This is a genomic window from Desulfobaculum xiamenense, assembly GCF_011927665.1.
Taxonomy (GTDB): domain Bacteria; phylum Desulfobacterota; class Desulfovibrionia; order Desulfovibrionales; family Desulfovibrionaceae; genus Desulfobaculum; species Desulfobaculum xiamenense.
Map to the genome: position 1 here is coordinate 499,800 of NZ_JAATJA010000002.1, position 22,140 is coordinate 521,939.

Genomic DNA, 22,140 nt, shown 5'->3' on the forward strand with positions numbered 1-22,140 from the left:
ATGGAGGGATTTTCGCCGTGAAGAAGGCCATCATCACCGGAATCACCGGGCAGGACGGCAGCTATCTGGCGGAGCTGCTGCTGGAGCGCGGATACGAGGTCCATGGCGTGGTCCGGCGCGTGGCGCTGGAGTACCCGCGCAGCCGCATGCGACGCATCCTCCACATTCTCGACCGCGTCACTCTGCACAGCGCGTCCCTCGAAAGTTACGCCAGCCTGTTCAACATCATCGCGGACCTGCGGCCCGACGAGTGCTACCACCTCGCGGCGCAGAGCTTCGTGTCCTATTCCTTTGAGGACGAGTTCTCCACCATCCAGACCAATCTCAATGGCACGCATTACGTGCTTTCCGCACTCAAGCGCCTCGCGCCGCAGTGTCGGTTCTATTTCGCCGGGTCCAGCGAAGTGTTCGGCAATGTTCCGGTTTCGCCGCAGAACGAGGACACGCCTTTCCATCCGCGCTCGCCCTACGGCATCTCTAAGATGGCCGGGGTGGAGCTGACCCGGAACTACCGCGAGGCCTATGGCATGTTCGCGGTGTCGGGCATTTTGTTCAATCACGAGTCCCCGCGCCGGGGGGCGGAGTTCGTCACCCGCAAGATCAGCATCGCCGCCGCGCGCATCAGCCTTGGCCTTGAGCGCGAGATTCGCCTCGGCAACCTCGACGCCCGGCGGGACTGGGGGCATGCGCGCGACTACGTGCGGGCCATGTGGCTCATGCTCCAGCAGGACGAGCCGCGCGACTACGTCATCGCCACCGGGCGCACCCGCAGCGTGCGCGATTTCCTCGATGCCGCCTTCACCCGCGCCGGACTCGACTATCGCGAGCACCTCGTGGTGGATGAGACGTTTTATCGCCCGGCCGAGGTCCACGAACTGTGCGGCGATGCCGCCCGCGCCCGCGACGGTCTCGGCTGGTCGCCGACCGTCGGCTTCCGGGAACTGGTGCATGAGATGGTGGATTCGGACATCGCGCTGTTTTCCGGACGCGGCGGTCTCGCTCCCGGAGAGTGGGAGGTGGGTTCGTGAGGATTCTCGTCTTCGCGGATGTGTGGTTTCCGGACACCACCGGCGGGGCCGGGCGCATGGCCACACAGTCCAGCATCGAACTGGCGCGCATGGGACACGAGGTGCACGCCGTGACGCGAAACGCGGGGAGCACGCTGCCCGCGCAGGAGACGCTGGACTCCGGTGTGGTGGTGCATCGCTTTGCCTGCCCCGGCTCCGGGGCGGGGTTGGCGCGGCGCATGGCGGCGGAGCTTGGCGGAAGCCTGCGGACCGTGGCCGGGCTGTCGCCTCGGGATTTCGATGTGGCGGTCATCCACCAGAGCCTGCCCGCCTTCGCGCCGTGGCTCGCGGGGATGCTCCGGGGTGTGCCGAGCGTGTACTACTTCCATTCGCCGTGGCACGAGGAATACCTCATCCGTGCGGCGGCTCGCGGTGGCGTGGACCTCGCGGACCGCGTGGTGGCGTGGCTCATGCGGGCCATGGAGCGCGCGCTGGTGCGGCGTTCTTGCCGTGTGGTCGTGCTGTCGGACTACATGCGGGGGCGGCTCGTCGAGGCCCATCGGCCCGATCAGGACCGGGTGGTGGGGATTCCCGGCGGGGTGGACATGTCCCGCTTCCGGCTACCGGAAGGCGGACGTGACGGCGCGCGGGAGCGCCTGCGGCTGCCCGGCGGGCGCACGCTGTTTCTCACCGTGCGCAACCTCGCGCCGCGCATGGGCCTTGAGACCTTTGTGGAGGCTTTCGCGGGGAGTGCGCTTCTGCGTGAGCGGGCCATGGGCGTCATCGGCGGGCGGGGGCTTCTGGAGGAAAGCCTGTGGGCGCTGGTGCGCGACGGCGGGCTGGAGGACTGCATCCGCTTCTGGGGCTTTGTGGACGAGGAGCAGTTGCCGGACCTCTACGGTGCGGCGGACTGGTTCGTTCTGCCCACGAGGCTTCTGGAGGGCTTCGGATTGGTCATTCCCGAGGCGTGGGCCTGCGGCACCCCCGTGCTCGGTACGCCGCAGGGGGCCATACCGGACATCCTTTCCGCCGTGGACCCCAATCACGTGTTCGACGGACTCGACGCGCAGGCCCTGCGGCGGAAGATGGAGGACGTGGTGCGCCGTCCGCAGGAATACCGGCACGATCCGCAGGCGCTTCGCGAGCACGCCGCCGGGCGTTTCGCGTGGTCCATGGTGGCCGGGGCCTTCGAGGAGGTCGTGCGTGGGGCGGTCGAGGGCGGACCTTTGCGGAGCGGAGGCTAGCCGTGGACAGGATACGCGTGCTGCATGTGCATACGCTGCCCGTGATCAGCGGTTCGGGCATCAATACCTTCCTGACCATGAGCGGGCTGGACAGGACCCGTTACGCTCCGGAAATGGCGTGCGCTCCGGGCGGCGGCCTGAACGACATGGTGCGTGCGGCGGGCATGCCCGTGCGCGTCATCCGGCATTTCGTGCAGCCGGTGGCTCCGGTGTCCGATCTGCGCGCCCTGTTCGAGCTGGTGGGCGTGATCCGGAGCGGCGGCTACGACATCGTGCATACGCACAATTCCAAGGCCGGGTTCATCGGACGGCTGGCGGCGTTCATCGCGGGGACACCTATCGTGGTGCACACGGTGCACGGCTTCGCCTTTCACGAGAGCGAAAGCGCCCCCCGGCGTGTGCTGTTTTGCGCGCTGGAGAGGCTGGCCGCCAACTGGTGCCATCACATGATCTTCATTTCGCGGCCGCTGGTGGAGTGGGCACGGCGTGAGGGCGTGCTGCGGCCCGGCATGGCCCACAGCGTGATCTACAGCGGCATCCGGCTTAATTTGTTCCGGCCGGTGTCGCGGCGTCGGCGTCGGGAATTGCGCCGTGAGATGGGCCTTGCGCCGGATGCGCCGGTGATCGGCATGGTGTCCAAGCTGTGGCCCGGAAAGGGGCACGACGTGCTGCTTAGGGCCTTTGCCGCCCTGCGTCAGCGCATGCCGCGAGCGCGGCTCCTCATCGTGGGCGAGGGGGCGGAGCGCGCGAACCTCGAACGCCTCGCCCGCAGCCTCGGCCTTGGCGGGGCGGTGGTCTTCGCGGGCTTCATGGCCGACGTGCGTCCCGCCATTGGCGCGTGCGATGCTACGGTGTTGCCGTCGCTCTTTGAGGGCATGGGGCGGGTGCTGCTCGAATCCATGGCCATGGGCGTGCCGGTCATCGCCTCGGAGGTCGGGGGCATTCCGGATCTTGTGCGGCATCGGGAGAACGGGCTGCTGGTGCCGCCGGGCAACGTGCGGGAACTGGCGCTGGCCATGCATCACCTTCTGCACGATACGCAGCAGGCCCGAGAGCTTGGCCGGGCCGGGCGGCGAACCGTGACCGAGTGCTACGGTGCGGACGCCATGGTTGGCGCCATCGACGGCGTGTATCGGGGACTTTTGGCGGCGCGCAGGGCGCATGACTGAACGGGGATTCCTCGTGATCGGCTGATGCGGCATGCCCGAGGGCGTGGCGCGGTGGGCAACTGGGCCGTGTGGGAGCGGAGTGGAAAGCGATGTGGACGACACTCTGGCGGATATTCCTGTGGGGCGTGCTGGTGCTGCTGACGCTGCCTGCCGTGAAGGGATTCTACTTCCGTGCGGGCATGCGCTGGCAGTTCATCCTGCTTTACGCCTTCGTGGCGGCGTATGCCTTCACGCCCGTGTGCCGCCGCCTCGCCCTTGCCCTCAACGTGCTCGACCGGCCGGGCTGGCGCAAGATGCACGAGCGCCCCACGCCGCTCTTCGGTGGGGTGGCGGTGTTCGCCGCGTTCCTGCTGTCCCTCGTGCTCAACGGGGTGTTCCTGCCGGGGATGTGGTGCCTGACGCTGGCTGGCGCGCTCATCTTCGTGGTGGGGCTGTGGGACGACGTGCGTTCCCTTTCGCCGCTGACGCGCCTGCTGGTGCAGGTGGCTGCGGCGCTGTTCGTGATCCTCTTCGGCGGCATCCAGATCAAACTCGTGACCGGTGTCGCATGGGCGTGCTTGATCAACGTCCCGCTCACCGTGCTGTGGCTGGTGGGGCTGACCAACGCCATGAACTTCTTCGATGGCATCGACGGACTCGCCGCCGGAATGTCCGTCATCATCGCGGTGTTCCTCGGCGTCATCGCTTTCAAGAGCGAACAGCCCGCGCTGGGATGGATGGCCGTGGCGCTGGCCGGGGCGTGCCTCGGCTTCTTGCCGTTCAACTTCATTCCCGGTCAGTCGGCGCGGCTGTTCCTCGGCGATGCGGGGAGCACCTTCCTCGGGTTCACGCTGGCTGGTGTGGCGGTGTTCGGCGAGTGGTCGGTGACCAGTCATTTCGTGTCGCTCACCGCGCCTGTGCTCATCTTCGGCGTGCTCATCTTCGACATGCTCTACATCACCCTTTCGCGCATCAAGAACCGCAAGGTGGGCCGGATATTCGAGCCGCTGGCCACGGCCAGTCAGGACCACCTGCATCACCGCCTCATGTTCATGGGCTTTGCGCGAAAGGAGGCGGCGTTCGCCATTTTCACCATGTCTGTGTGTCTTGGGGTGAGCGCGCTCATCATCATGGACGGGCGGCCGCTGGACGCCGTGCTCGGGCTGTTTCAGGCCGTGTTGCTGTTTACGGTCATCGTGGCGCTCATGTTCAAGGGGCGGCGGCGCGAGGGCGTGTCCGGCGGTGGGAACGGCGGCAACGGGGGCAGCCCATCCTCTGCCTCGCGGGAGGAAGAATCTTCCGCCGTCGGCAGGTGGAGAAAATCGCTGAAAGCGCGACGATGATGAGATTTTCCGTGATCCCGGTCTGTTGAAAACAAAGTCAGTGTCTGTGGAAAACGTGGTGCTTCGTGGCCTGCTCCTTGCAATCTCCGCCGTGGGGCGGCGTGCCCCGCATGATCGACTCTGCCGGAAAAGAGGATGGCGCGATGAGTTGTCTTTCCCATTTCGGACTTCGCGAACGCCCCTTCGAGGGCAACACGAACGTCCGTTTCTTCTACGTGAGTCAGGGGCATGGCGAGGCGCTGGCCCGGCTGCGCTACCTCGTGCGCGACCGGAACATGGGCATAGGCGTGCTGACGGGCGAGATCGGCAGCGGCAAGACCATCACTCGCAACGTGCTGGAAAAAATGCTGGATACCGCCGCGTTCCGGGTGATAAGTTTGGAAAGCTCGAATCTCCCCTTCGTGCATTTGCTGGCGGAGTTCATCCGGCAGTTGGAGGGGCATCCGCCGGACCTGACCGGGCTGACCAAGTACGAGCTGCTGTTTCGTTTCCGCAAGCTCGTGCTCGACAGGGTACACCTCAAGGGCAGACATCTGGCCGTGTTCCTCGACGAGGTGCAGCAGATGCATCCGCGTACCCTCGACGAATTGAAGAACCTGACCAACCTGTCCGGCGGCGGCGAGAACCTGTTGACCATGATTCTCGTCGGGCAGCCAGAATTTCGCGACGTGCTCAACGCCATGCCGCAGTTGGATCAGCGGGTGAGCCTGCGCTTTCATCTCAATTTTCTCGCGGGAGACGAGGTGGGGCGTTACATCGAGCACCGGCTGCGCATGGCCGGGCGGCGTAGCGCGGACCCCGTGTTCGAGCCGGAGGCCATGGACCTCGTGTACCGCGAGTCGCAGGGCATTCCGCGCCTCGTCAACAGGATATGCAAGCTGTCGCTGGATCAGGCCTATTCCCTGCAAGCCGGGGCGGTGAGCGGGGACGTGGTGGCGGGCATCATCGACGACCTGCATCTCCAGAAGGGCGATTGCCGCGAAGTGTCGCGTCGGAAGTGGCATTCCTCGGTGCAGTAGACGGGCGAACCGGAGGGACGATGGCCGCGGGATTCAGCATCTTCGACCTTGAACGGCGCAAGTGGGAACTGGCGCGGGCACAGCGCGAGCGCAAATCCGCGACGGACGCGCCCGAGGGGGACGACGCAGAGCGTACGGCCACGCGGGAGCATCCGCAGGAGGTGGCGGAACTGCATGCCGTCCTGCTGGCCGAGGCCGCGCGCATTCGCGACGCCGTGCGTTCGGGCGGCGGGGCCGAGGCGCGGCCGGCGCTACGGGCCTTCGTGCGCATTGTGGACGAAGGACTGGTGGTGCCGGTCTTCGAGCACGCATCCCTCGACGAGGAACATCGCGACGCCGCGGCGGCCGCCGTGTACGTGGCCCTCGGCTCCATGCGCATTGGGCTGGGGCTGGGCTACGGACGCCGCCGTCTGGCGTGGCTGGGCCTCGGCGGACTGTTCGCCAACGTGGGGCTGTGCCGCTTTCCCCGGCGCCTGGAGACCATCGCCCCGGACGCGCTTTCCCCGCAGGACCGCGCCAAGATGCGCACTCATCCGCAGATCGGCGCGCAGATCGTGGAGGAGATGGGCGAGGACTACCGCCCCCTGCGCGACGTGGTGCTCCAGATTCACGAGCGGGTGGACGGCACGGGCTATCCCAACGGCATCCACGGTAAGGACATTTCCGAGTTCGCGTCGGTCATCGGGCTGGTGGAACATGTGGTGGCCCTGCGCGGCGAGCGGCGCACCGGCAACCGCTTCATCCATACTCCGGTCATCAAGCGCGTGGTGGACGAGGAGCGCCGCAGCTTTCCGCGCCGGGTGCTCAAGGAATTTCTGGACCAGATATCGCTGTTTCCGGTCAACACGTACGTGCGTCTGAACAACGACTCCGTGGGGCGGGTGCTTGCCACCTACAAGGAGCGGCCCATGCGCCCCACCCTCGAACTGCTCTGGGACGGCAGGGGCAAGAAGAAGGAAACCCCAAAGCTGGTGCATCTGGAGAATTTTCCCCTCCTGCACATCGTCGAGGCCCTCGACGACGGCGACGCGCATCGGCACCGTTCCGGCTGAACCTCGGAAGGGACATGCATATCCGCAGCATTCTGATCCGCCGCATATCGCTTGGCCTTCTTCTGTGTTGCCTCGTGGGAGGTTGCGCGGGCACCACCGCCGTGCGCGGCGTTCCGGTGGCCGATGCCCCGTCCGTGCAGCGCCAGCGCGTGGAACTGCGCGAGCGCACCGATCAGGAGCGCGCCGAGCTGGAGCGCATGAGCGCCGTGGACGAGAACTCCGTGTTCAAGACCATCGACGGCGTGGACGAGTACCGCATCGGTCCCCTCGACGTGCTGGAGATCGCTTCGCGTAGCGGTGAAGAGGTGAAGACCTCCACCGTGCAGGTCAACAACCGGGGCCGCATATCCTATTCCTTCGTGGATGACCTCGACGTCTCTGGGTTGACGGCCAGCGAGACGGATGATCTGCTCACGGAGCGCCTTCGGGCCTATCTGCGCCACCCGCGCATCGACGTGCGCGTGGTCGGCTTCAACAGCAAGTACGTGTCGCTCATGGGCGAGGTGGCCTCGCTACGCAGCACGGGCGAAGGCTCGCGCCTGCCGAGCGGGCGCAGGAGTCTTCAGGGGCGCACCACGCTGCTGGAGGTGCTCTCCGACGCCTCGGGCTACACCGAGAAGGCAGACCTCAGGCGCGTGCGCCTTGTCCGGGGTGGCCGGTCCTACGAGATCAACATGTTCGACGTGGTGGAGGACGGGCGCGGTTGGCTGAACGTGGTCCTCGAACACGGCGACGTCATCGATGTGCCGGACCTGCCCGACGTGGGGCGCAGGGTGTACGTGATGGGGCAGGTCGGCTCGCAGGGCATCTATGACCTCGAAAACGCCGACAACCTGTTGGCCGCGCTGTCCGCGGCGGGCATGTTCGGCCCCGTGGCGCGCGAGGAGAACACGCTCGTCATCCGCCCCGATGGCGGCGACGGCAAGGCTCTCATCCTCATGGCCGACGTGCGGCGTCTTCTGGAGGAGGGCGACCTGTCACAGAACATTCCGCTGCGCGAGGGCGACCTCGTCTACGTCCCTCGCGAGATCATCGGGGATGTCTCGGAATGGATCAGCAATCATGCCACGTTCCTGGACTGGGTGTTCTACCCCCGCAGGGTTCAGGACGCCTACTTCTACGGCGAATACCTGAAGTTCGACAGTCGTTCCAAGGCCGAGTGATCGCACGGGGGCAGCGTGGAGCAGTACGACGTCAACATCCGCGAGTACTGGCGCATCTTCAAGAAGCGCAAGTGGATCGTTTTGGCCGCCACGGTGCTGCTTGGCGCGTCCAGTGCGGCCTTCGCGGTGTTCATGGGCCCCTCGCCCCGGTACACCTCGGTGTGCAGCGTGCAGTTCAACCGCGAAATCCCCGTACGCGGTCTCTACGAGCAGACCATCACCTGGAGCGAGGAGACGGACATCCAGTCCCAGATGTCGCTCATGCGTAGCTACGGCGTGATGCAGAAGGTGGCTGAAAGCCTCGGGCGCATTCCGTCCGGCCTGTCGGACGCCGAACTGCGCGAGACGCCGGACGTGGCCCGCGTCGTGGACGCTTTGCGGGCCAAGGTGATCATCACCCGCGACGCCCAGACCAGCATCATTGACATTTCCGTCACCGATTCCAGCCCCGTCTTCGCCCAGCGCATGGCCGACACGGTGGCCCGGACCTACCGCGAGATGTACGCCGCCGAGCAGGAGCGCCGCACCAGCGCCGCCCTGCGCTACCTTGAAGACGAGCTTGCCCGTACCCGCGAGGACCTGCGCACCGCCGAGGAGGAGTTCAACACCTTCACCCGCGTGAACCAGTTGGTGTCCGTGGATTTGCAGGGGGAGGCGCTCCTTGCGCGGGGGAAGGAGATCGACGCCGCCGTGCGCGGCAACGAGACGGCTGTGGCGGAACTTGGGACGCTTCTGGACAGGCTGGGCGCGTTTGTCGCGAAGCCCGCAGGTTTCGGCAGCGATCTCTATTCCACGCAGGCGGAGCCGCAGTACGAGAAGACCCGAACCGAGTTGGTGGACTTGCTGGTGCAGCGTGAGTCGCTGCTTGAGGAATTCACCACCAGCCATCCGCAGGTGGTGGCCCTGAACCGCCGCGTGGTGGAGACGGCGCGCAAGATGGTGGTCATCGTCCGCTCGCAGTTGGAGCGGCTTGCGCGGCAGCGCGAGACCCTCGGTGACGAGCGGCGCGACGTGGAGGCCAGAATCAACGAGCTCATGGAGCGCAAGCTGACCTACAACCGTCTGCGGCGGCAGGTGGAGTCCTTCGGGGCCAAGGTGGTCATGCTGGAGGAGAAGAACCGGGAGGCGGCCCTGCGGCAGGCCGAGCGCCCGGAAGAGGTGACCATCGTCAAGCCCGCTTTCTTGCCCAGTTCGCCTGTCAATCCGCCGCGCGTGGTGCCCATCACGTCCGTTGGCGTGTTTATCGGGTTGATCATCGGCATGATCGCGGCACTGCTCATGGAGGCCTTCGACACCTCACTCGGAGCCATAAGCGACGTGGAGGACACGCTGGGGGCCAAGGTGCTCGGCGTCATCCCCGACGAGGGCGTGCGCGAGATGCGCGAACTGCTCAAGGATTCCGGCGATGGGCGAAAGTCCCGCATGCGCGGGAGCATGCATCTTGTGGCGCACTTCGTGCCCAAGTCCATGGTGGCCGAAAGTTTTCGGGCGCTGCGCATCAACGTGCAGCTCTTCTGCAAGGAGAAAGGCTTGCGGACGCTGGCCATCACCAGTGCCACCCCGCAGGAGGGAAAGACCGTTGTTTCGGCCAACCTCGCCGTGAGCATGGCGCAGGCCGGAAAGCGCGTGCTGATGGTCGGCGCGGACCTGCGCAAGCCCATGGTGTCCGAGGCCTTCGGCGTGGACATCCATCCCGGCCTTACGGACATCCTGCTCGGCAACTACGCGTGGCGCGACGCCATAAAGACCGTCACAGACCTCATGATCGGCGAGATGAGCATCGACGAGGTCATGCTCACGCCGGGGCTGGACAATCTGCACCTCGTCACGGCGGGGACCATGTACTCCAATCCATCGGAACTCATCGAATCGAAGCTCTTGAGCGAGTTCGTGGAGGAGGTCCGCTCCGAATACGACATCGTCATCTTCGACACCGCGCCGGTGCTGTCCACGGCGGATCTCTCCGTGCTCGGGCCGCTGGTGGACGGGGTGCTTCTCGTGTACCGGGTGGGCTCCATCTCCAAGGAACTGCTCAAGCGCTCCACGGTGGAGCTTTCGCGCGTGCGCTCCAATCTCATCGGCGTGGTCCTCAACGGCATGCGCGAGGGCGAGACGCCGGACTTTCAGGATTTCCGGGCATTCAAGTACTACTAGGCGCTTGGTGGCGGGCGCGGAGACGGGGGAGGGCGGATGGTGCGCAGGCGAGTTCCCGGTGTGGGGCCGAACCCCCTGCAAATGGCGCTACCCCTCGTCATGCTACTCGGCCTGTGTCTGGCCTTCGGCTGGCTTCTGCCGCACCTGTCCCCCACCAAGGCGCTGGCCTTCCTGAGCGCCATCATCATGTTCATGGTCTGCCTGTTCAGCACGCAGGCGGCACTTTACATCATCATCTTTTCCATGCTGCTCGGGCCGGAGTTCGTGGTCGGCTCCACGGGCGGGGCGTCGCTTGGGCGCGGCGTTACGCTGCGCGTCAACGACTTCGTGCTGGTGGTCGTGGCGTTCTCATGGTTGGCCAAGATGGCCATGAACAAGCGGTTGGGGCTGTTCCTGCACACGCCGCTCAATGGGCCTATCGCGGCCTATACCCTGGCCTGCGTGGTGTCGTCCGGCATCGGGGCCGTTATGGGGCGCGTGGATCTGAAGACCTCGTTTTTCTACGTCGTGAAGTACTTCGAGTACATGTTCGTGTATTTCATGGTGGTCAACCACTTGCGCAGCAGGCGGCAGCTCAGGGGCTTCGTGCTGGCCTTTATCGCGACGTGCGTCATCGCCGCCATCGTGGGCGTGCTCCAGATTCCGGGGGGCGGGCGTATCACCGCGCCCTTCGAGGGTGACAAGGGCGAGCCGAATACCTTCGGCGGCTACCTGATGTTCATGATTTCCATCTGTGGCGGGCTTGCATGGCATCTGCGGGACTATCGGCAACGCGTCGCGCTGGTGGCGAGCGCGGGGCTGTTTCTGGTGCCGCTTCTGTATACGGGGTCGCGCGGGTCGTATCTGGGGCTGGCCGTGGCCATGGCCGTCTTCGTGCTGTTCACGCCGCGCAGGGTTGTGACCGGGCTGATTATGAGCGCCATCATCTCCGCGTTGCTCCTCGGTGCGCCGGAGATCGCCAAGCGCCGCATCGAGCACACTTTTACGCAGGGGGCAACGCGAACCGACGTGGAGGAGGTGATGGGCGTGCGCCTCGACACCTCGTCCTCGGCGCGGCTGCGCAGTTGGATGCAGGTTTCGAAGGACTGGCTCATCCATCCCATGCTCGGCTACGGCGTGACGGGGTACAAATTCCTCGACGGGCAGTATTTCCGCATCATCATCGAAACGGGGCTGGTGGGGCTGTCCCTGTTCGTCTTCCTCATGCTGCGCACCGCCGCAGTGCTGCGTGCAGTCTACCGCCGCGCGCGCGACGACCTCGAACGCGGTTGGACCATGGGCGTGCTCATCGGCTTCGCCGGTCTGCTGGCCCACGGCCTGAGTGCCAACACGTTCATCATCGGCCGCATTATGGAGCCGTTTTGGTTCTCGGTGGGGATGATCGTCATGATTCCGCGCCTGACGGATGCGGGAGACGAAGGAGAAGTCGCGTCAGTGGCGGATGGGGATGCCGTCGTCTCCCACGGTGAGGGGGAGGACGGCGCGAGCGTATGAGACGCGAAAGGGGCGCGGCGTGTGCCGCGCCCCTTTCGCGTCATGTGGGCAGCGCCCTAGTGGTCGTGATTGTGGTCATCCCCATGGTGGTGATGGGCATGCTCGTGGTCATGATCATGGCCGTGATCGTGCTCGTGGGTGTGGTCATGCACGTGGTCATGGTCGTGATGGTGGGTATGTTCGTGCTCATGGCAATGGCAATGCTCGTGGGAGTGGGCGTCGCCGTCGTGCACGTGCTCGTGAGTGTGGCAATGCTCGTGCTCGTGCGCATGGTCATGATCGTGGTCGTGATCGTGGGAATGCGCGTGGTCCTTGATGAACTGCTGATACTTGCCTGTTTTCTGCGGGCCGCAGCCGCAATTTTTGCACATATCGCTCTCCTTGGTCGTTGAAGTGCAATGGAGCAAGACCATGTCTTTGTGGATGTCTTGATGGGTACAGGATTCCGCGATTCGTGTCACGGCCTTGTTTCGTCAGGGTGAGGGGAGAGTGGTTTCGGCGGCGCGGCTGTGGCATGATGGAGGGTGTGGTGTCCTGCAAACCGCTTTGACCGGAGGATGGTGTAATGGCAGATGCCGCGCGGCGCATCGCGCCCGGTGAACTTCGGCAGTGGATGGACGAGGGGCGGGAATTTTTGTGCGTGGACGTACTGCTGCCCGCCGTGCACGAAGCGCGGCGGCTGCCCGGAGCGCTTGGGGCCTGCGTGTACGAGGTGGAATTCGCCGCGCGGATGCAGTCCCTCGCACCGGACGTCGCGACGACCATAGTGCTCTACGGCGAGGACGAGAATACCCAAGGGGCGGACATGGCCGCGGGGAAGCTGGCGCACCTCGGGTATGGCGACGTGTGGGTGCTGGCCGGAGGAGCGCGGGGCTGGGTGGAGCGCGGGCTGCCCGTGGAGGGGACGGGGCGCATGCCCGCTCCCGAGGGCTTCGTGCTCGTCGAGGGCGTGTATGCGGCCGTCGCGGACCAGTGCCATTTGGAATGGACGGGGCGCAACGCGCGGGGGCGGCACACGGGCACGCTACGCGTGGCGCGCGGCAGGCTCGACGTGTCCGGCGGGACCATGCGCGGGGAGGTGCTGGTGGCGCTGTCGTCCCTCGTCGATACGGATCTCGCCGACGACTCCCTGCGGGCGATGCTCGTCGCGCATCTGCTGTCCGACGATTTTTTCTTTGCGGAGCGGTATCCGGAGGCGCGCTTCGTGCTTGAGGCCGCAGTGCCCGTGCATGGGGCTACGCCGGGGCAGGCGAGTCACGATCTGCGCGGGCAGTTGGAGCTTCGTGGAGTTCGCCACCCGTTGGCCGTTCGCGCCACACTGTCCAACCTGTCCAATGGCGGCATCGGCGTGAGCGCGCATCTGGAGTTCGACCGTACGCAGTGGGGCGTGGCGTATGGCTCCGGGCGGTTCTTCCGGCATCTCGGGCATCATCTCGTCTACGACATGATTGGGGTGGAACTGCGGCTTGTGTTCGGCCTCGGCTAGAGGGCACGGAGGGCGAAAATGGGGGGACATATGCGGCGGCCACTGGTGACGGCCATCGTCTCGACCTTCGACGCGGAGCGCCTGTTCGCTGGCTGCATGGAGAATCTTCTGCGGCAGAGCCTCTACGCGCGGGGGCTTCTGGAGATCGTGGTGGTCGACAGCGGATCGCGGCAGGGCGAGAGCGCGCTGGCCGCCGCCTACGCGCGCGAGCATCCGGGTATCGTCTGCCTGCGCACACAGCGCGAGACGCTCTATGCGGCGTGGAACCGCGCCGTGGGCGTTGCCTTGGGGCGCTACATTGCTAACGCCAACACCGACGACCGCCACCATCCGGACACGATGCGCGTCATGGCCGAATGGCTCGACGCCTCGGGAGCGGGGCTGGCCTATGCCGATACCCTCATCACGCCCGCCGTCAACGAGACGCACATGGACACGCGCTCCGACGTGGTATGGGCCATGCCCGGGTATTCGCTGCGTCAGGCCGTTGTCGACTGCATTTTCGGCCCGGTGACCATGTGGCGTGCCGATGCGCATGATGCGATCGGCATGTTTCCGGAGGAAATGCGCATCGCGGGCGACTATGCGTTTTTCCTACACGTGGCGTGGAAGATGGGGGCCGTCCACGTTCCTCTGCCGCTTGGGCTGTGCCATCAATCAATGGACAATCTGTCTTCCGACGTGGTAGGGGCGGTTCGCGAAAATTATGCGTTCCTTCCCGCTTTGCGTCGATGCATTCCCCTTGCGGACATGTATCCGTTTCTTGATGGGAACGCCTCGGACGCAGCCCGGTGCATAGCGCTTGTGGATTACGCGAACCTGCTGCTGTTCGCTCCGGGAGGGCACGCGGACCCGGCGCACGCCCTCGACCTCTACGCCGAGGTCGACGCGTTGTGTCCGGGGCGCTTCGACGTGCGCTTCAACGCCGCAGTGGCCATGGTCAAGGCGGGTGAGCGCGAGCGGGCCATGGACGCGTTGCGGGGCATCGACGTTCGGGACGACGAGGAACGGACGCTGGTGGCGCACAACGTTCGCCTGCTCCAGCGTGGCGAGCCGCTGTGGAAGCTGGCGACGGTGAGTGTTTCGCATCCGCTCACGGATGCACTTGCGCCGCTGGTGCCCCGGGAACGACGCAGGATGTCGCGCGCGCAGTATATCGCGCTGCGGCCGGGTGGCGCGGCGTACCTCGCAGGCGACGCATCGGCGGACGCGACGAGGTAGGCCCCGAACCTGTCGGGGCAAAGAAGCCGGAGGGCGACAAGATTCGAGCGCCTTGCCCGAGGCGTGTCAGGTGTCCGCTTCGGCACCTATGTGGAAGAGCCTGGGGGGGGCGAAAAGCCTACGCGCGCTTGCGGGCGATCCATGCCCTTGTACGGTACTCGACCTCCAGCTCGTTCATCCCGTCAAGGCGTTGCTCAACGAATGCGAGGAATTCCTCGAATTTCTCTTCACCTAGCTGGGAGCGAACATCGTTCACGGAGCGCCATGCGCCAATATAGGCGTCCACGCTGCGCATCTCCTTGTGGAAGGATTCCATGTAGAGCACGTCCCTGAAGAGGCCGCACTGCGTGAGCGATGCGAATAGCCCGTCCGTGAAAGTGGAATTGCCCGAGGAGCGGCGCTTGATGGCGGGGTTCAGCTCGTAGATCTTGTGTTCGATTTCGTCGAAGATGCTACCAGCCTTGATTTCGCGGGGATTCCAGAGCGCGAGGAAGATTCCGCCGGGGCGCAGGACGCGGTCGAATTCCTTGACTGCACTGTCGAAATCCGCCCAGTGGAAGGACGAGGCCATGGAGAGGATATCGCAGGAGTCCGTTTCCAGACCGGTGTTTTCCGCATTTCCCTTGCACCATTGAATGGGGAGCGCGGAGGAGTCTGCAACGCCCATTCGCCGCATCTCGTCGTTGGGTTCCACCGCGCGGATGGAGGCGGGGCCCTTCTGGGCCATCATTCTGGTCCAGATGCCGGTTCCGGCGCCGACATCGACGACGTCGATTTCTCGGGCAGGTCTGTTCTGAAGTCCGAAGACCGTGTCCACGATGATGTCAGCGTATCTGGGGCGGAATGCGGAATAGTTCTGCGCAAGGGCTGTAAAGTCGCCGGGTTTCATGGAGCGTTCAGACATGGCTACCTCTGTGTGCTTCGGATGTGTTGCGAGAGGATGGAGAACGGTGGGTGATTTGTCAATTGTCCTGTTCGCGGATGATGTGTTGCGCATCTCGTGATGTCTCGTCCGAGGCCATGCGACGGAGCTCATCGTGACGCATGCGCCGTGTGGCATTTCTTACTGTGGTCTTGTCGGTTGTGCATGATGTTTGGTCGTTGGCGTCGCGGAATCGATGCGTGGACAGCATATATTCTTGTGTGGTAGTGGCTCTGGCCCATGTGAGTATGCGGTGCCGTTTGTATGACAGCGAATGAGTCGTTGTGCCATTCGGCAGGAGTACGTCGCAGTTTTGGTCTCGTTGCGTGAGCGCTTGGCGGCGTTTGTGCCTGGTGGCATGCGTACCTCAACACAGACCAATCGAGATGATACGAAAGATTCCCGTTACCGAGCTTCGTCCTGGCATGTTCGTGGTGGATACCGGGCTGTCGTGGATGGACTATCCCTATCTGTTCGCGGATGAGGGGATCATCGAGTCGTCGGAACAGGTGCTGCGCATCGCCGAGGACTATACTGAGGCCTTCATCGACACCGAGCGCGGAACCTATGCCACGTTGGACATCGGCGACGGCGGCATGGCCGAGGCGGTGACCTCGGAGGCGGGCGCATCTCCGGCACGCGTGCCGCTGGCGATGGAGATCGCGCATGCGCGCAAGTTCTACGATGAGTCCCTGACCTTTGCGCGTTCGTTCATGAACGCCGTGGGCGAGGGCGGCGGCATCGACTACGAGCGCTCCGAAACCTTCGTCGAGGGCGTCATCGACTCCGTGAGCCGTAATCCCGACGCGTTGGTCAGTATGACCAAGCTTCGGGCCTTCGACGAATACACCTACACCCACTGCATCAACGTGGCCGTGCTGAGCACCGCCTTCGCCGAATTCCGAGGCCTGTCGCGGGCGGATCTCATGGACGTCGGACTGGCCGGGCTGTACCACGACATCGGCAAGACGCTCATCCCCCCGCGTGTGCTGAACAAGCCCGGACGCTTGACCGAGAGCGAGTTCAACATCATCCGCAAGCATCCCGAACGCGGGCTGCTGATGCTGCGAAGCGGCAGGCCGCTGCCGGAGCGGGTGCTTCGTGGCGTGGCGGAGCATCATGAGAAATACAATGGAAGTGGCTATCCAGCCAGACGAAGAGACGAAGCGATTCATCCCTTCGCGCGCATCATTTCGCTTGCCGACGTGTACGACGCACTGACCAGCCGCCGGGTGTACAAGAACGGCCTGTCGCCGCACAACGCGTTGCGCATCATGTATGGCATGCGCGGGCAGGATTTCCACCCCGGCAGCGTGGAGCGCTTCATCAAGTTCATAGGCATCTACCCGGTGGGGGCGCTGGTGCGCCTCGACAACGGGATGCATGCCGTGGTCTGCGGCTCCAACAGCGCGTCACCGCTTCTGCCCGAGGTCATCGTGGCCTTCGACCGCGACATGCGTCCCGTCGAACGCATGCGCGTGGACATGGCGGCGCAGGCTGCAGGGGCCGTCCCTGTGGCCATCGAGGCTTGCCTCGAACCCGCCGACTACGGCATTCGCACCGAGGAGTACCTCGGCTGACGCACGCCGCGCGGCGCTTTGCAAACCCGGTGGAGTCGCATATAACCCGACTCATGCAGCACAACGTCTCCATACGCGATACCGTGGCCGCCATCGCCACGCCTCCCGGTTCCGGTGGTGTCGGCATCGTCCGGTTGAGCGGTCCGCAGAGCCGGGCCGTCGGCCATCGCCTGTTCCGGTCCTCGCGTCCTACCTTCGAGGATTTTCGGCCCTACATGCTTCATCACGGCTGGGCGCTCGACGAGCGCGGCGAGCCTCTCGACGAGTGCCTCGCGGTGTTCATGCCCGGTCCCGGGTCGTACACGGCCGAGGATGTGGTGGAGTTCCAGTGCCACGGCGGCCCCGCCGTGGTTCGCGCCGTGCTCGCGGCCGTGCTGGCCTGCGGCGTGCGCGCCGCCGGTCCCGGCGAATTCACCTATCGCGCCTTCATCAACGGCCGCCTCGACCTCACGCAGGCCGAGGCCGTGGCCGAGATGATCGCCGCCCCCACCCGCGCGGGCATGACGCTGGCGCAGACGCGGCTGTCCGGTGCCCTTGGCGAGCGCATCGCCGAGCTTCGCTCCCGGTTGGAGCATCTGCGCGCCCAACTCTGCGTGGCCGTGGATTTCCCCGAGGACGAGGTGGAATGCCTCGCTCCGGACGAGTTTTCCGTCGGCGTGCGCGAGGTGGCCGACGCCGTGCGCGCGCTCATCGCGAATTTCGAGCGCGGCCGCTGCTGGCGCGAGGGCGCGCTCACCGTGCTGGCCGGTCAGGTCAACGCTGGCAAGTCCAGCCTCATGAACGCCCTTCTGGGCCGCGAACGCGCCATCGTGACCGACATCCCCGGCACCACGCGCGACTACCTCGAAGAGGCAGTCAATCTCGACGGCCTGCCCGTGCGCCTCGTGGATACGGCGGGCATTCGGGAGACCGAGGACGCCGTGGAGCGCGCCGGTCTGGAGCGTAGCCGCGACATGGCCGAGCGGGCCGATCTCGTTTTGCTGGTGGTGGACCGTACCCGGCCCGTGGCGGCGGAGGACATCGGCCTCGCCCAGCGGCTTGGTCCGCAGCGTGTGCTGGCGGTGCTCAATAAGAGCGACCTCGCTGAGGGCCACGCGCATGAGGAGGGCGACGCCACCGGAGCCGGATGGTTCGTGCGGGCCGGTTTCGAGACCGTGCGCGTGTCGGCCCGGACCGGTGCGGGGCTCGACCGCCTGTGCGACCGCATCCGCGAGCGTGTGGTGGGCAGCGGTGGCGAGCCGGACGCCGGGGAGGTCGTGCCCAACCTGCGTCAGTCGCAGGCGCTTTCGCAGGCCCTCGACGAACTGTGCGCCCTCGATGCGGACATCGCGGCGGGCATTCCCTATGATTTGCTTGGGGTGCGGCTTGAGGCGGCGTGCACCATCCTCGGGGAGATCACGGGCGAGATTGCTCCCGCCGACGTGCTTAATTCGATCTTCAGCACCTTCTGCATCGGCAAGTAGCGCGCCCCTTGCGGGGCGTCATCCCGTGGCGATGCGCGGGGCGAGGCATTTTTTCGGCATCCACACGGCAAGGGGCGCATCCGCGTCCATTTCCGCGCCGGAGTTCGCGCGCACGAAGCCGCGCGGGTCGTCCTTGAGGAGCGCGAGAGCCTTGGGCTTGACGATGCAGAACAGTTCCCCCCAGTTGGTGGCGTAGACGAGGGCCACGTCGCCGTAGGTCTTGGCCTCGCGCTCCGTGAGCATGTTCACGGCCACGAGGGCGCGGGTGACGCGCTCTGGGCGCAGCGTCTCCTCCACGGGTGCGTCGAAGACGTCGGCGCGACCGAACGTGTGGCTCAACGCATCGAGGAGCGAGGCGAGGTCGGGCAGGCTGGCCGGGGCGACGATGTTCTGCCCGGAGAGCTGCATGCCCGGCGAATGGATGCCATTCCCCGCGAGCCACGCCGCCAGTCGCACCGGATGTCGTTCGCGGTGCATCTCCTCATTGCGCTTGTTCTTCCCCTTCTGTCCGGCTAGTTCGCCGCTGGCCACCCATTCCGTGGGCTTTCCCGGAGCGTTTTCGCAGGCGATGTGCATGGACGCGAACATGCCGCGCGGCGAGTTCATGAACGGGATGTGCATGATCTTGCCGGGGCGCGGCTGGAAGTGTGCGAATATCTTTCTGCCGAGCCGCGTGAGGTCCTCGTCCGTGATGCGTACGCCGTCCGCCTGCCCGGACATGGCGCGGATGTTTTCGTAGGTCTGGAACATGAAGCGCGCCACCTGCCGGCCAAGCTCCATCTGCCGCGAGAAGCTCTGCACGCCGTTGACGCTGGCGGGGCGCAGGGACTGCGTGCGCCGCGTCGCGCTGGCGCTTGGCAGTTCCGCCGGGCAGTGCGGGAAGAAGTATTCGATGAAGCTGAACCCGCGCACGTCGGCGCTGCGGCCCGTGGTCGGCTCCATGCGCGTGAAGCCTGTCCGCTGGTCGAAGGCCATGGCGACTAGCGCTTGCGCCTCGGCCCGGCCGCCCTCGGCGAAGTGGCGGTTCACCTCACGAAAGAGCACGGCGTAGGGATCGACGCTCCAGAAGTCCCGCAGTCCGGCCGTGACGTTTTCCCGTAAGCGTTCGCAGATGGTGGGGGCGTCGCGCGAGTCGGTGTAGGCTTCGAGCAGCGCGAATTTCATGATTGACTTGAAGGGGCTTTTCAGGGCCTTCACGATCTGCCACAGCGACGCGCCAAAGAATTCCTCCGCCGGGATGCGCGGCAGGTGCCCGATGTCCGCCAGCGCGGCGTCCGGCAGGCCGATGCGCTCCGGCTGCGTTCCTGCGGCACGGGCGTACGCCTTTTCGTCCGTGCCGGGGCCTGTGGCCCACCATGCCGGTTTTCTGCCCGCCAGACACAGCGCCGTCCTGTAGAATTCCTCCTTCAGCAGCAGGGCCTGACTCGATCCTGCGCTTTCCTTGTCGCTTAATCCGAAATCGTTGTCGCGCACGCTCGCCATGTCCATGACGAAGAAGTGCAGTTCCAGAGCGTGCCGCTCCTCGGCGAAGCGCTCGATCGCCGCGAGCTTGTCGCGAAAGGCTTGGCGTGTCGCCTTGTCGGCTGCGGATTCGTCCGCGCACAGCCACATGTCGATGTCGGAGCGCGCCGTCTGGGCGATGCTGCCCACGCTGCCGATGGTGTACAGGCCCTCGACGCGGATGGGGACCGCCCCCGCCTCGGGATCGGGCGTGCGGCGGATGCCGGTCAGCCGTTCCAGCGACAGCAGGCAGTGCCGGGTGGGTACGAAGCCGTCGATGCGGCAGCCCGGAGCCGGAGCGCCGTCCGCTGGCATGGCCGGGGCCTCCACAAGCGCGGGCAGCGCGGCGAGCATGTCGGCCGCTTCGGGGCCGAGCTTGGCCGCGCACCAGTCCAGCCGCCTGTGGTTGGCGCGAAGCCAGTGGCCCATGTGGCGGCGCATGTCGCGTATGGCGGCAAAGCGTTCGAGGGCGGTGAGTTGCGCGGCGGGCTTGGCCGTTGCCGTGGGTTTTGCCCCGATGGGGGCGCGGATGATGGCGTCCTCGGTTCTGTCCCGCGCGGCGCGCAGTTCCGCATCGTCCGCTGTGGTGGCCGTGAACCATGCGTTGGCGAAGGAGCAGGCGCGCACGGGCGTGTTGACGAAGGTGCACCCCCGCGCGATGCAGCCGTCAAACAGGCAGTCCGTGAGTTCGATGCCGGAGAAGGCCGCGCGGTCGAGGGTGGCGCGCGAAAGGTCCGTGCCTGCGAATTCGGAACTGCGGATGCTGACGCCGCTTAGCATGGCTCCGAACAGCGTGCTTGCGCTTACGGTGGTGTCCTCCACGGCGCAGCCGTCGAGGCGGGCTCCGTCGAGCAGGCATCCGGTCAGGGTGCATGCGCTGATGGTGCCGCCGGAGAGCGTCGCTCCGGACAGGCGGCAGTCGCGCAGGGTGCAGCCCGAGAGCGCGGCGGTCCGGAAGGCGCAGGCCGTGAAGTCCGTGCGCTCGAAGGTGCAGCGGTCGAAGCGGACGTTGACGAACTGCGATGCGCTGAAGGTGCAGTCGCGAAAGGTCGCGTTGTCGAAGACTGTTGCGGTGAAGGTCGTGTGTGTGGCCGAGCTTTCGGTGAAGGTGCCCCCGGTCGATGTGCCCCCGTCCGCGAGGGCGACGAGGCCTTGCGCTGCGGACGAGTGCTCCGTGGCTTGCTTCGCGCCGAATCGTTCGGTGACCTTGTGCAGCAGCGAGGTGGCGGGCTGCGCCGTGTGCGCCTCGTCCTGTGGCGCGTCTGGAACCTGTGGGGGCTGGGCCTCGAAGGGCGCGGGCTGCGGCACATCGTCGATGGTGATGCCTGTGGCGGCGAAGGCTTCCGGATCGATGCGGGCTGCCAGCGCGCAGAGCAGAACGAGGGCCTGCGGACGTGTCGTGTCCGGCAGAGCCTTCAGGACCGCCTTGATGGTCGTCCACGGGCAGGACAGCGCAAGGGCGGCGGCCTCGTGGGCGAGTGCGGCGTCCGCCTGCCATAGCGAGGCCAGCGCGGCAGGAAGGGTGGGCGCGTTCATGGTGCGCAGGGCGCGTGCGGCGGCGATGCGCACCCCCGGATTCTGGTGACGCAGGAAGAGTTCCGCCGCCTTGCGGGTGACGTCGTCCGCCGCCGGGGTGCCGCCCATGGCCGAGAGGATGTGCGGAATGGTCTCCGGGGTGGCCCCCTTGAGGATGCGCGCCAGCCGCGAGCTGATGATCGGCGATTCGAGGTGCCCGGCGGTGCGGGCCATGTAGCGGCGCTGCTCCTGATCGAGGTCCATGTTGAGCAGTTCCTGCGCCCACAGGCCGAAGCGTCCGCGCAGAAGCTCGTTTTGGATGGGGTAGGCCGCGCTGTCGCCGCGCGCGGTGAGTTGCGCCAGAAACATGAGCACGGCCTCGGGGTCGTCGTTTTCGATCTCGCGCAGGCGGTCGAGGGTGGCGGTCAACTCGCGCGGGGGGATGGCTCTGCGCGTCGCGAGGATGCGGTTCATGAGCGCGAGGTGGCGATTGGGGGGCAGCTTGGCGCGAGCGGCCTCGGCCACGCGTTCGGGAAGGCGCGGGTCGCACAGGAGCATGGCGGCGCGCAGCTCTCCTGCCGGGCCGAGCATGGCGAGCGCCGAGAAGACGCGGTCCGTGATGGTCGGCTCCGAGGCCACGAGGGCGAGGCTCGACAGGATGCAGGCCGCCACCGACGCCGCGCGGGCGATGTCCTGATTGTCGCGGTCCGCCGTGCGGAAGTGCCCGGCGGCCTGCTCCGCCACGGTCTGCACGGCGGCCGGTTTGGCGAGCGCAGCGAAGAGTTCGTCGGTGAAGCGGGTGAGCAGAAGGGCCGTAGCGTCCATGGCG

Annotated in this window: 16 protein-coding genes; 14 read left to right on the forward strand and 2 right to left on the reverse strand. The window is 66.0% G+C overall.

Annotated features, from left to right (window positions below; all coding sequences use genetic code 11):
- Window positions 1–17: 17 nt before the first annotated feature.
- The 12 genes from GGQ74_RS10120 (at window position 18) to GGQ74_RS10175 (ending at window position 14,331) form a co-directional block, all read left to right on the forward strand.
- Entirely contained in the window at window positions 18–1,028 is a 1,011-nt protein-coding gene (locus tag GGQ74_RS10120; RefSeq protein ID WP_167941438.1) for a GDP-mannose 4,6-dehydratase, read from the forward strand.
- The gene (locus tag GGQ74_RS16490) at window positions 1,025–2,251 is read left to right on the forward strand and encodes a glycosyltransferase (RefSeq protein ID WP_167941439.1); all 1,227 of its coding nucleotides are present in this window, start codon (window positions 1,025–1,027) and stop codon (window positions 2,249–2,251) included. The genes GGQ74_RS10120 and GGQ74_RS16490 overlap by 4 nt, the downstream gene beginning before the upstream one ends.
- Window positions 2,252–2,253: 2 nt before the next feature.
- A complete protein-coding gene (locus GGQ74_RS10130) occupies window positions 2,254–3,420 on the forward strand; it encodes a glycosyltransferase (RefSeq protein ID WP_167941440.1) in 1,167 nt (388 codons plus the stop codon).
- 89 nt (window positions 3,421–3,509) lie between these two features.
- Window positions 3,510–4,742, forward strand: coding sequence for an MraY family glycosyltransferase (locus GGQ74_RS10135; protein ID WP_167941441.1), 1,233 nt, complete (start codon window positions 3,510–3,512; stop codon window positions 4,740–4,742).
- A gap of 143 nt (window positions 4,743–4,885) precedes the next feature.
- Window positions 4,886–5,761 (forward strand): ExeA family protein, encoded by an 876-nt coding sequence (locus GGQ74_RS10140; protein WP_167941442.1) that lies wholly within the window; start codon window positions 4,886–4,888, stop codon window positions 5,759–5,761.
- Between the two features lie 20 nt (window positions 5,762–5,781).
- Entirely contained in the window at window positions 5,782–6,813 is a 1,032-nt protein-coding gene (locus tag GGQ74_RS10145) for an HD-GYP domain-containing protein (protein WP_167941443.1), read from the forward strand.
- A gap of 14 nt (window positions 6,814–6,827) precedes the next feature.
- Window positions 6,828–7,976: a polysaccharide biosynthesis/export family protein gene (locus tag GGQ74_RS10150; protein WP_167941444.1), complete on the forward strand. Its 1,149-nt coding sequence runs from the start codon at window positions 6,828–6,830 to the stop codon at window positions 7,974–7,976.
- A 15-nt stretch (window positions 7,977–7,991) separates the two neighbouring features.
- Window positions 7,992–10,130: an AAA family ATPase gene (locus tag GGQ74_RS16495; protein ID WP_167941445.1), complete on the forward strand. Its 2,139-nt coding sequence runs from the start codon at window positions 7,992–7,994 to the stop codon at window positions 10,128–10,130.
- Between the two features lie 36 nt (window positions 10,131–10,166).
- Window positions 10,167–11,624 (forward strand): O-antigen ligase family protein, encoded by a 1,458-nt coding sequence (locus tag GGQ74_RS10160; RefSeq protein ID WP_167941446.1) that lies wholly within the window; start codon window positions 10,167–10,169, stop codon window positions 11,622–11,624.
- Window positions 11,621–12,016 carry a hypothetical protein gene (locus GGQ74_RS10165; protein ID WP_167941447.1) on the forward strand — a complete coding sequence of 132 codons (396 nt, stop codon included), beginning with the start codon at window positions 11,621–11,623 and terminating at the stop codon, window positions 12,014–12,016. The genes GGQ74_RS10160 and GGQ74_RS10165 overlap by 4 nt, the downstream gene beginning before the upstream one ends.
- Before the next feature lie 173 nt (window positions 12,017–12,189).
- Entirely contained in the window at window positions 12,190–13,110 is a 921-nt protein-coding gene (locus GGQ74_RS10170; RefSeq protein ID WP_167941448.1) for a YceI family protein, read from the forward strand.
- Between the two features lie 18 nt (window positions 13,111–13,128).
- A complete protein-coding gene (locus tag GGQ74_RS10175) occupies window positions 13,129–14,331 on the forward strand; it encodes a glycosyltransferase family 2 protein (RefSeq protein WP_167941449.1) in 1,203 nt (400 codons plus the stop codon).
- A 118-nt stretch (window positions 14,332–14,449) separates the two neighbouring features.
- Here GGQ74_RS10175 and GGQ74_RS10180 read toward each other — a convergent pair whose 3' ends face one another.
- Window positions 14,450–15,235: a class I SAM-dependent methyltransferase gene (locus GGQ74_RS10180; protein ID WP_209280149.1), complete on the reverse strand. Its 786-nt coding sequence runs from the start codon at window positions 15,233–15,235 to the stop codon at window positions 14,450–14,452.
- Between the two features lie 404 nt (window positions 15,236–15,639).
- Here GGQ74_RS10180 and GGQ74_RS10185 point away from each other — a divergent pair, with 404 nt between their 5' ends.
- Window positions 15,640–16,833: an HD-GYP domain-containing protein gene (locus tag GGQ74_RS10185; RefSeq protein ID WP_167941450.1), complete on the forward strand. Its 1,194-nt coding sequence runs from the start codon at window positions 15,640–15,642 to the stop codon at window positions 16,831–16,833.
- 53 nt (window positions 16,834–16,886) lie between these two features.
- Window positions 16,887–18,296: a tRNA uridine-5-carboxymethylaminomethyl(34) synthesis GTPase MnmE gene (gene mnmE, locus GGQ74_RS10190; protein WP_167941451.1), complete on the forward strand. Its 1,410-nt coding sequence runs from the start codon at window positions 16,887–16,889 to the stop codon at window positions 18,294–18,296.
- An 18-nt stretch (window positions 18,297–18,314) separates the two neighbouring features.
- On the opposite strand, the gene GGQ74_RS10195 is transcribed toward mnmE, so the two are convergent.
- Entirely contained in the window at window positions 18,315–22,136 is a 3,822-nt protein-coding gene (locus GGQ74_RS10195; protein WP_167941452.1) for a class I adenylate cyclase, read from the reverse strand.
- Window positions 22,137–22,140 lie beyond the last annotated feature (4 nt).

Excerpts from the sequence above, each read along its gene's own strand:
- GGQ74_RS10135 (WP_167941441.1), top strand. The coding sequence starts at position 3,510 with ATGTGGACGACACTCTGGCGGATATTCCTGTGGGGCGTGCTGGTGCTG.
- GGQ74_RS10140 (WP_167941442.1), top strand. The coding sequence starts at position 4,886 with ATGAGTTGTCTTTCCCATTTCGGACTTCGCGAACGCCCCTTCGAGGGC.
- GGQ74_RS10145 (WP_167941443.1), top strand. The coding sequence starts at position 5,782 with ATGGCCGCGGGATTCAGCATCTTCGACCTTGAACGGCGCAAGTGGGAA.
- GGQ74_RS10150 (WP_167941444.1), top strand. The coding sequence starts at position 6,828 with ATGCATATCCGCAGCATTCTGATCCGCCGCATATCGCTTGGCCTTCTT.
- GGQ74_RS10160 (WP_167941446.1), top strand. The coding sequence starts at position 10,167 with ATGGTGCGCAGGCGAGTTCCCGGTGTGGGGCCGAACCCCCTGCAAATG.
- GGQ74_RS10165 (WP_167941447.1), top strand. The coding sequence starts at position 11,621 with ATGAGACGCGAAAGGGGCGCGGCGTGTGCCGCGCCCCTTTCGCGTCAT.
- GGQ74_RS10170 (WP_167941448.1), top strand. The coding sequence starts at position 12,190 with ATGGCAGATGCCGCGCGGCGCATCGCGCCCGGTGAACTTCGGCAGTGG.
- GGQ74_RS10175 (WP_167941449.1), top strand. The coding sequence starts at position 13,129 with ATGGGGGGACATATGCGGCGGCCACTGGTGACGGCCATCGTCTCGACC.
- GGQ74_RS10180 (WP_209280149.1), bottom strand. The coding sequence starts at position 15,235 with ATGTCTGAACGCTCCATGAAACCCGGCGACTTTACAGCCCTTGCGCAG.
- GGQ74_RS10185 (WP_167941450.1), top strand. The coding sequence starts at position 15,640 with ATGATACGAAAGATTCCCGTTACCGAGCTTCGTCCTGGCATGTTCGTG.
- mnmE (WP_167941451.1), top strand. The coding sequence starts at position 16,887 with ATGCAGCACAACGTCTCCATACGCGATACCGTGGCCGCCATCGCCACG.
- GGQ74_RS10195 (WP_167941452.1), bottom strand. The coding sequence starts at position 22,136 with ATGGACGCTACGGCCCTTCTGCTCACCCGCTTCACCGACGAACTCTTC.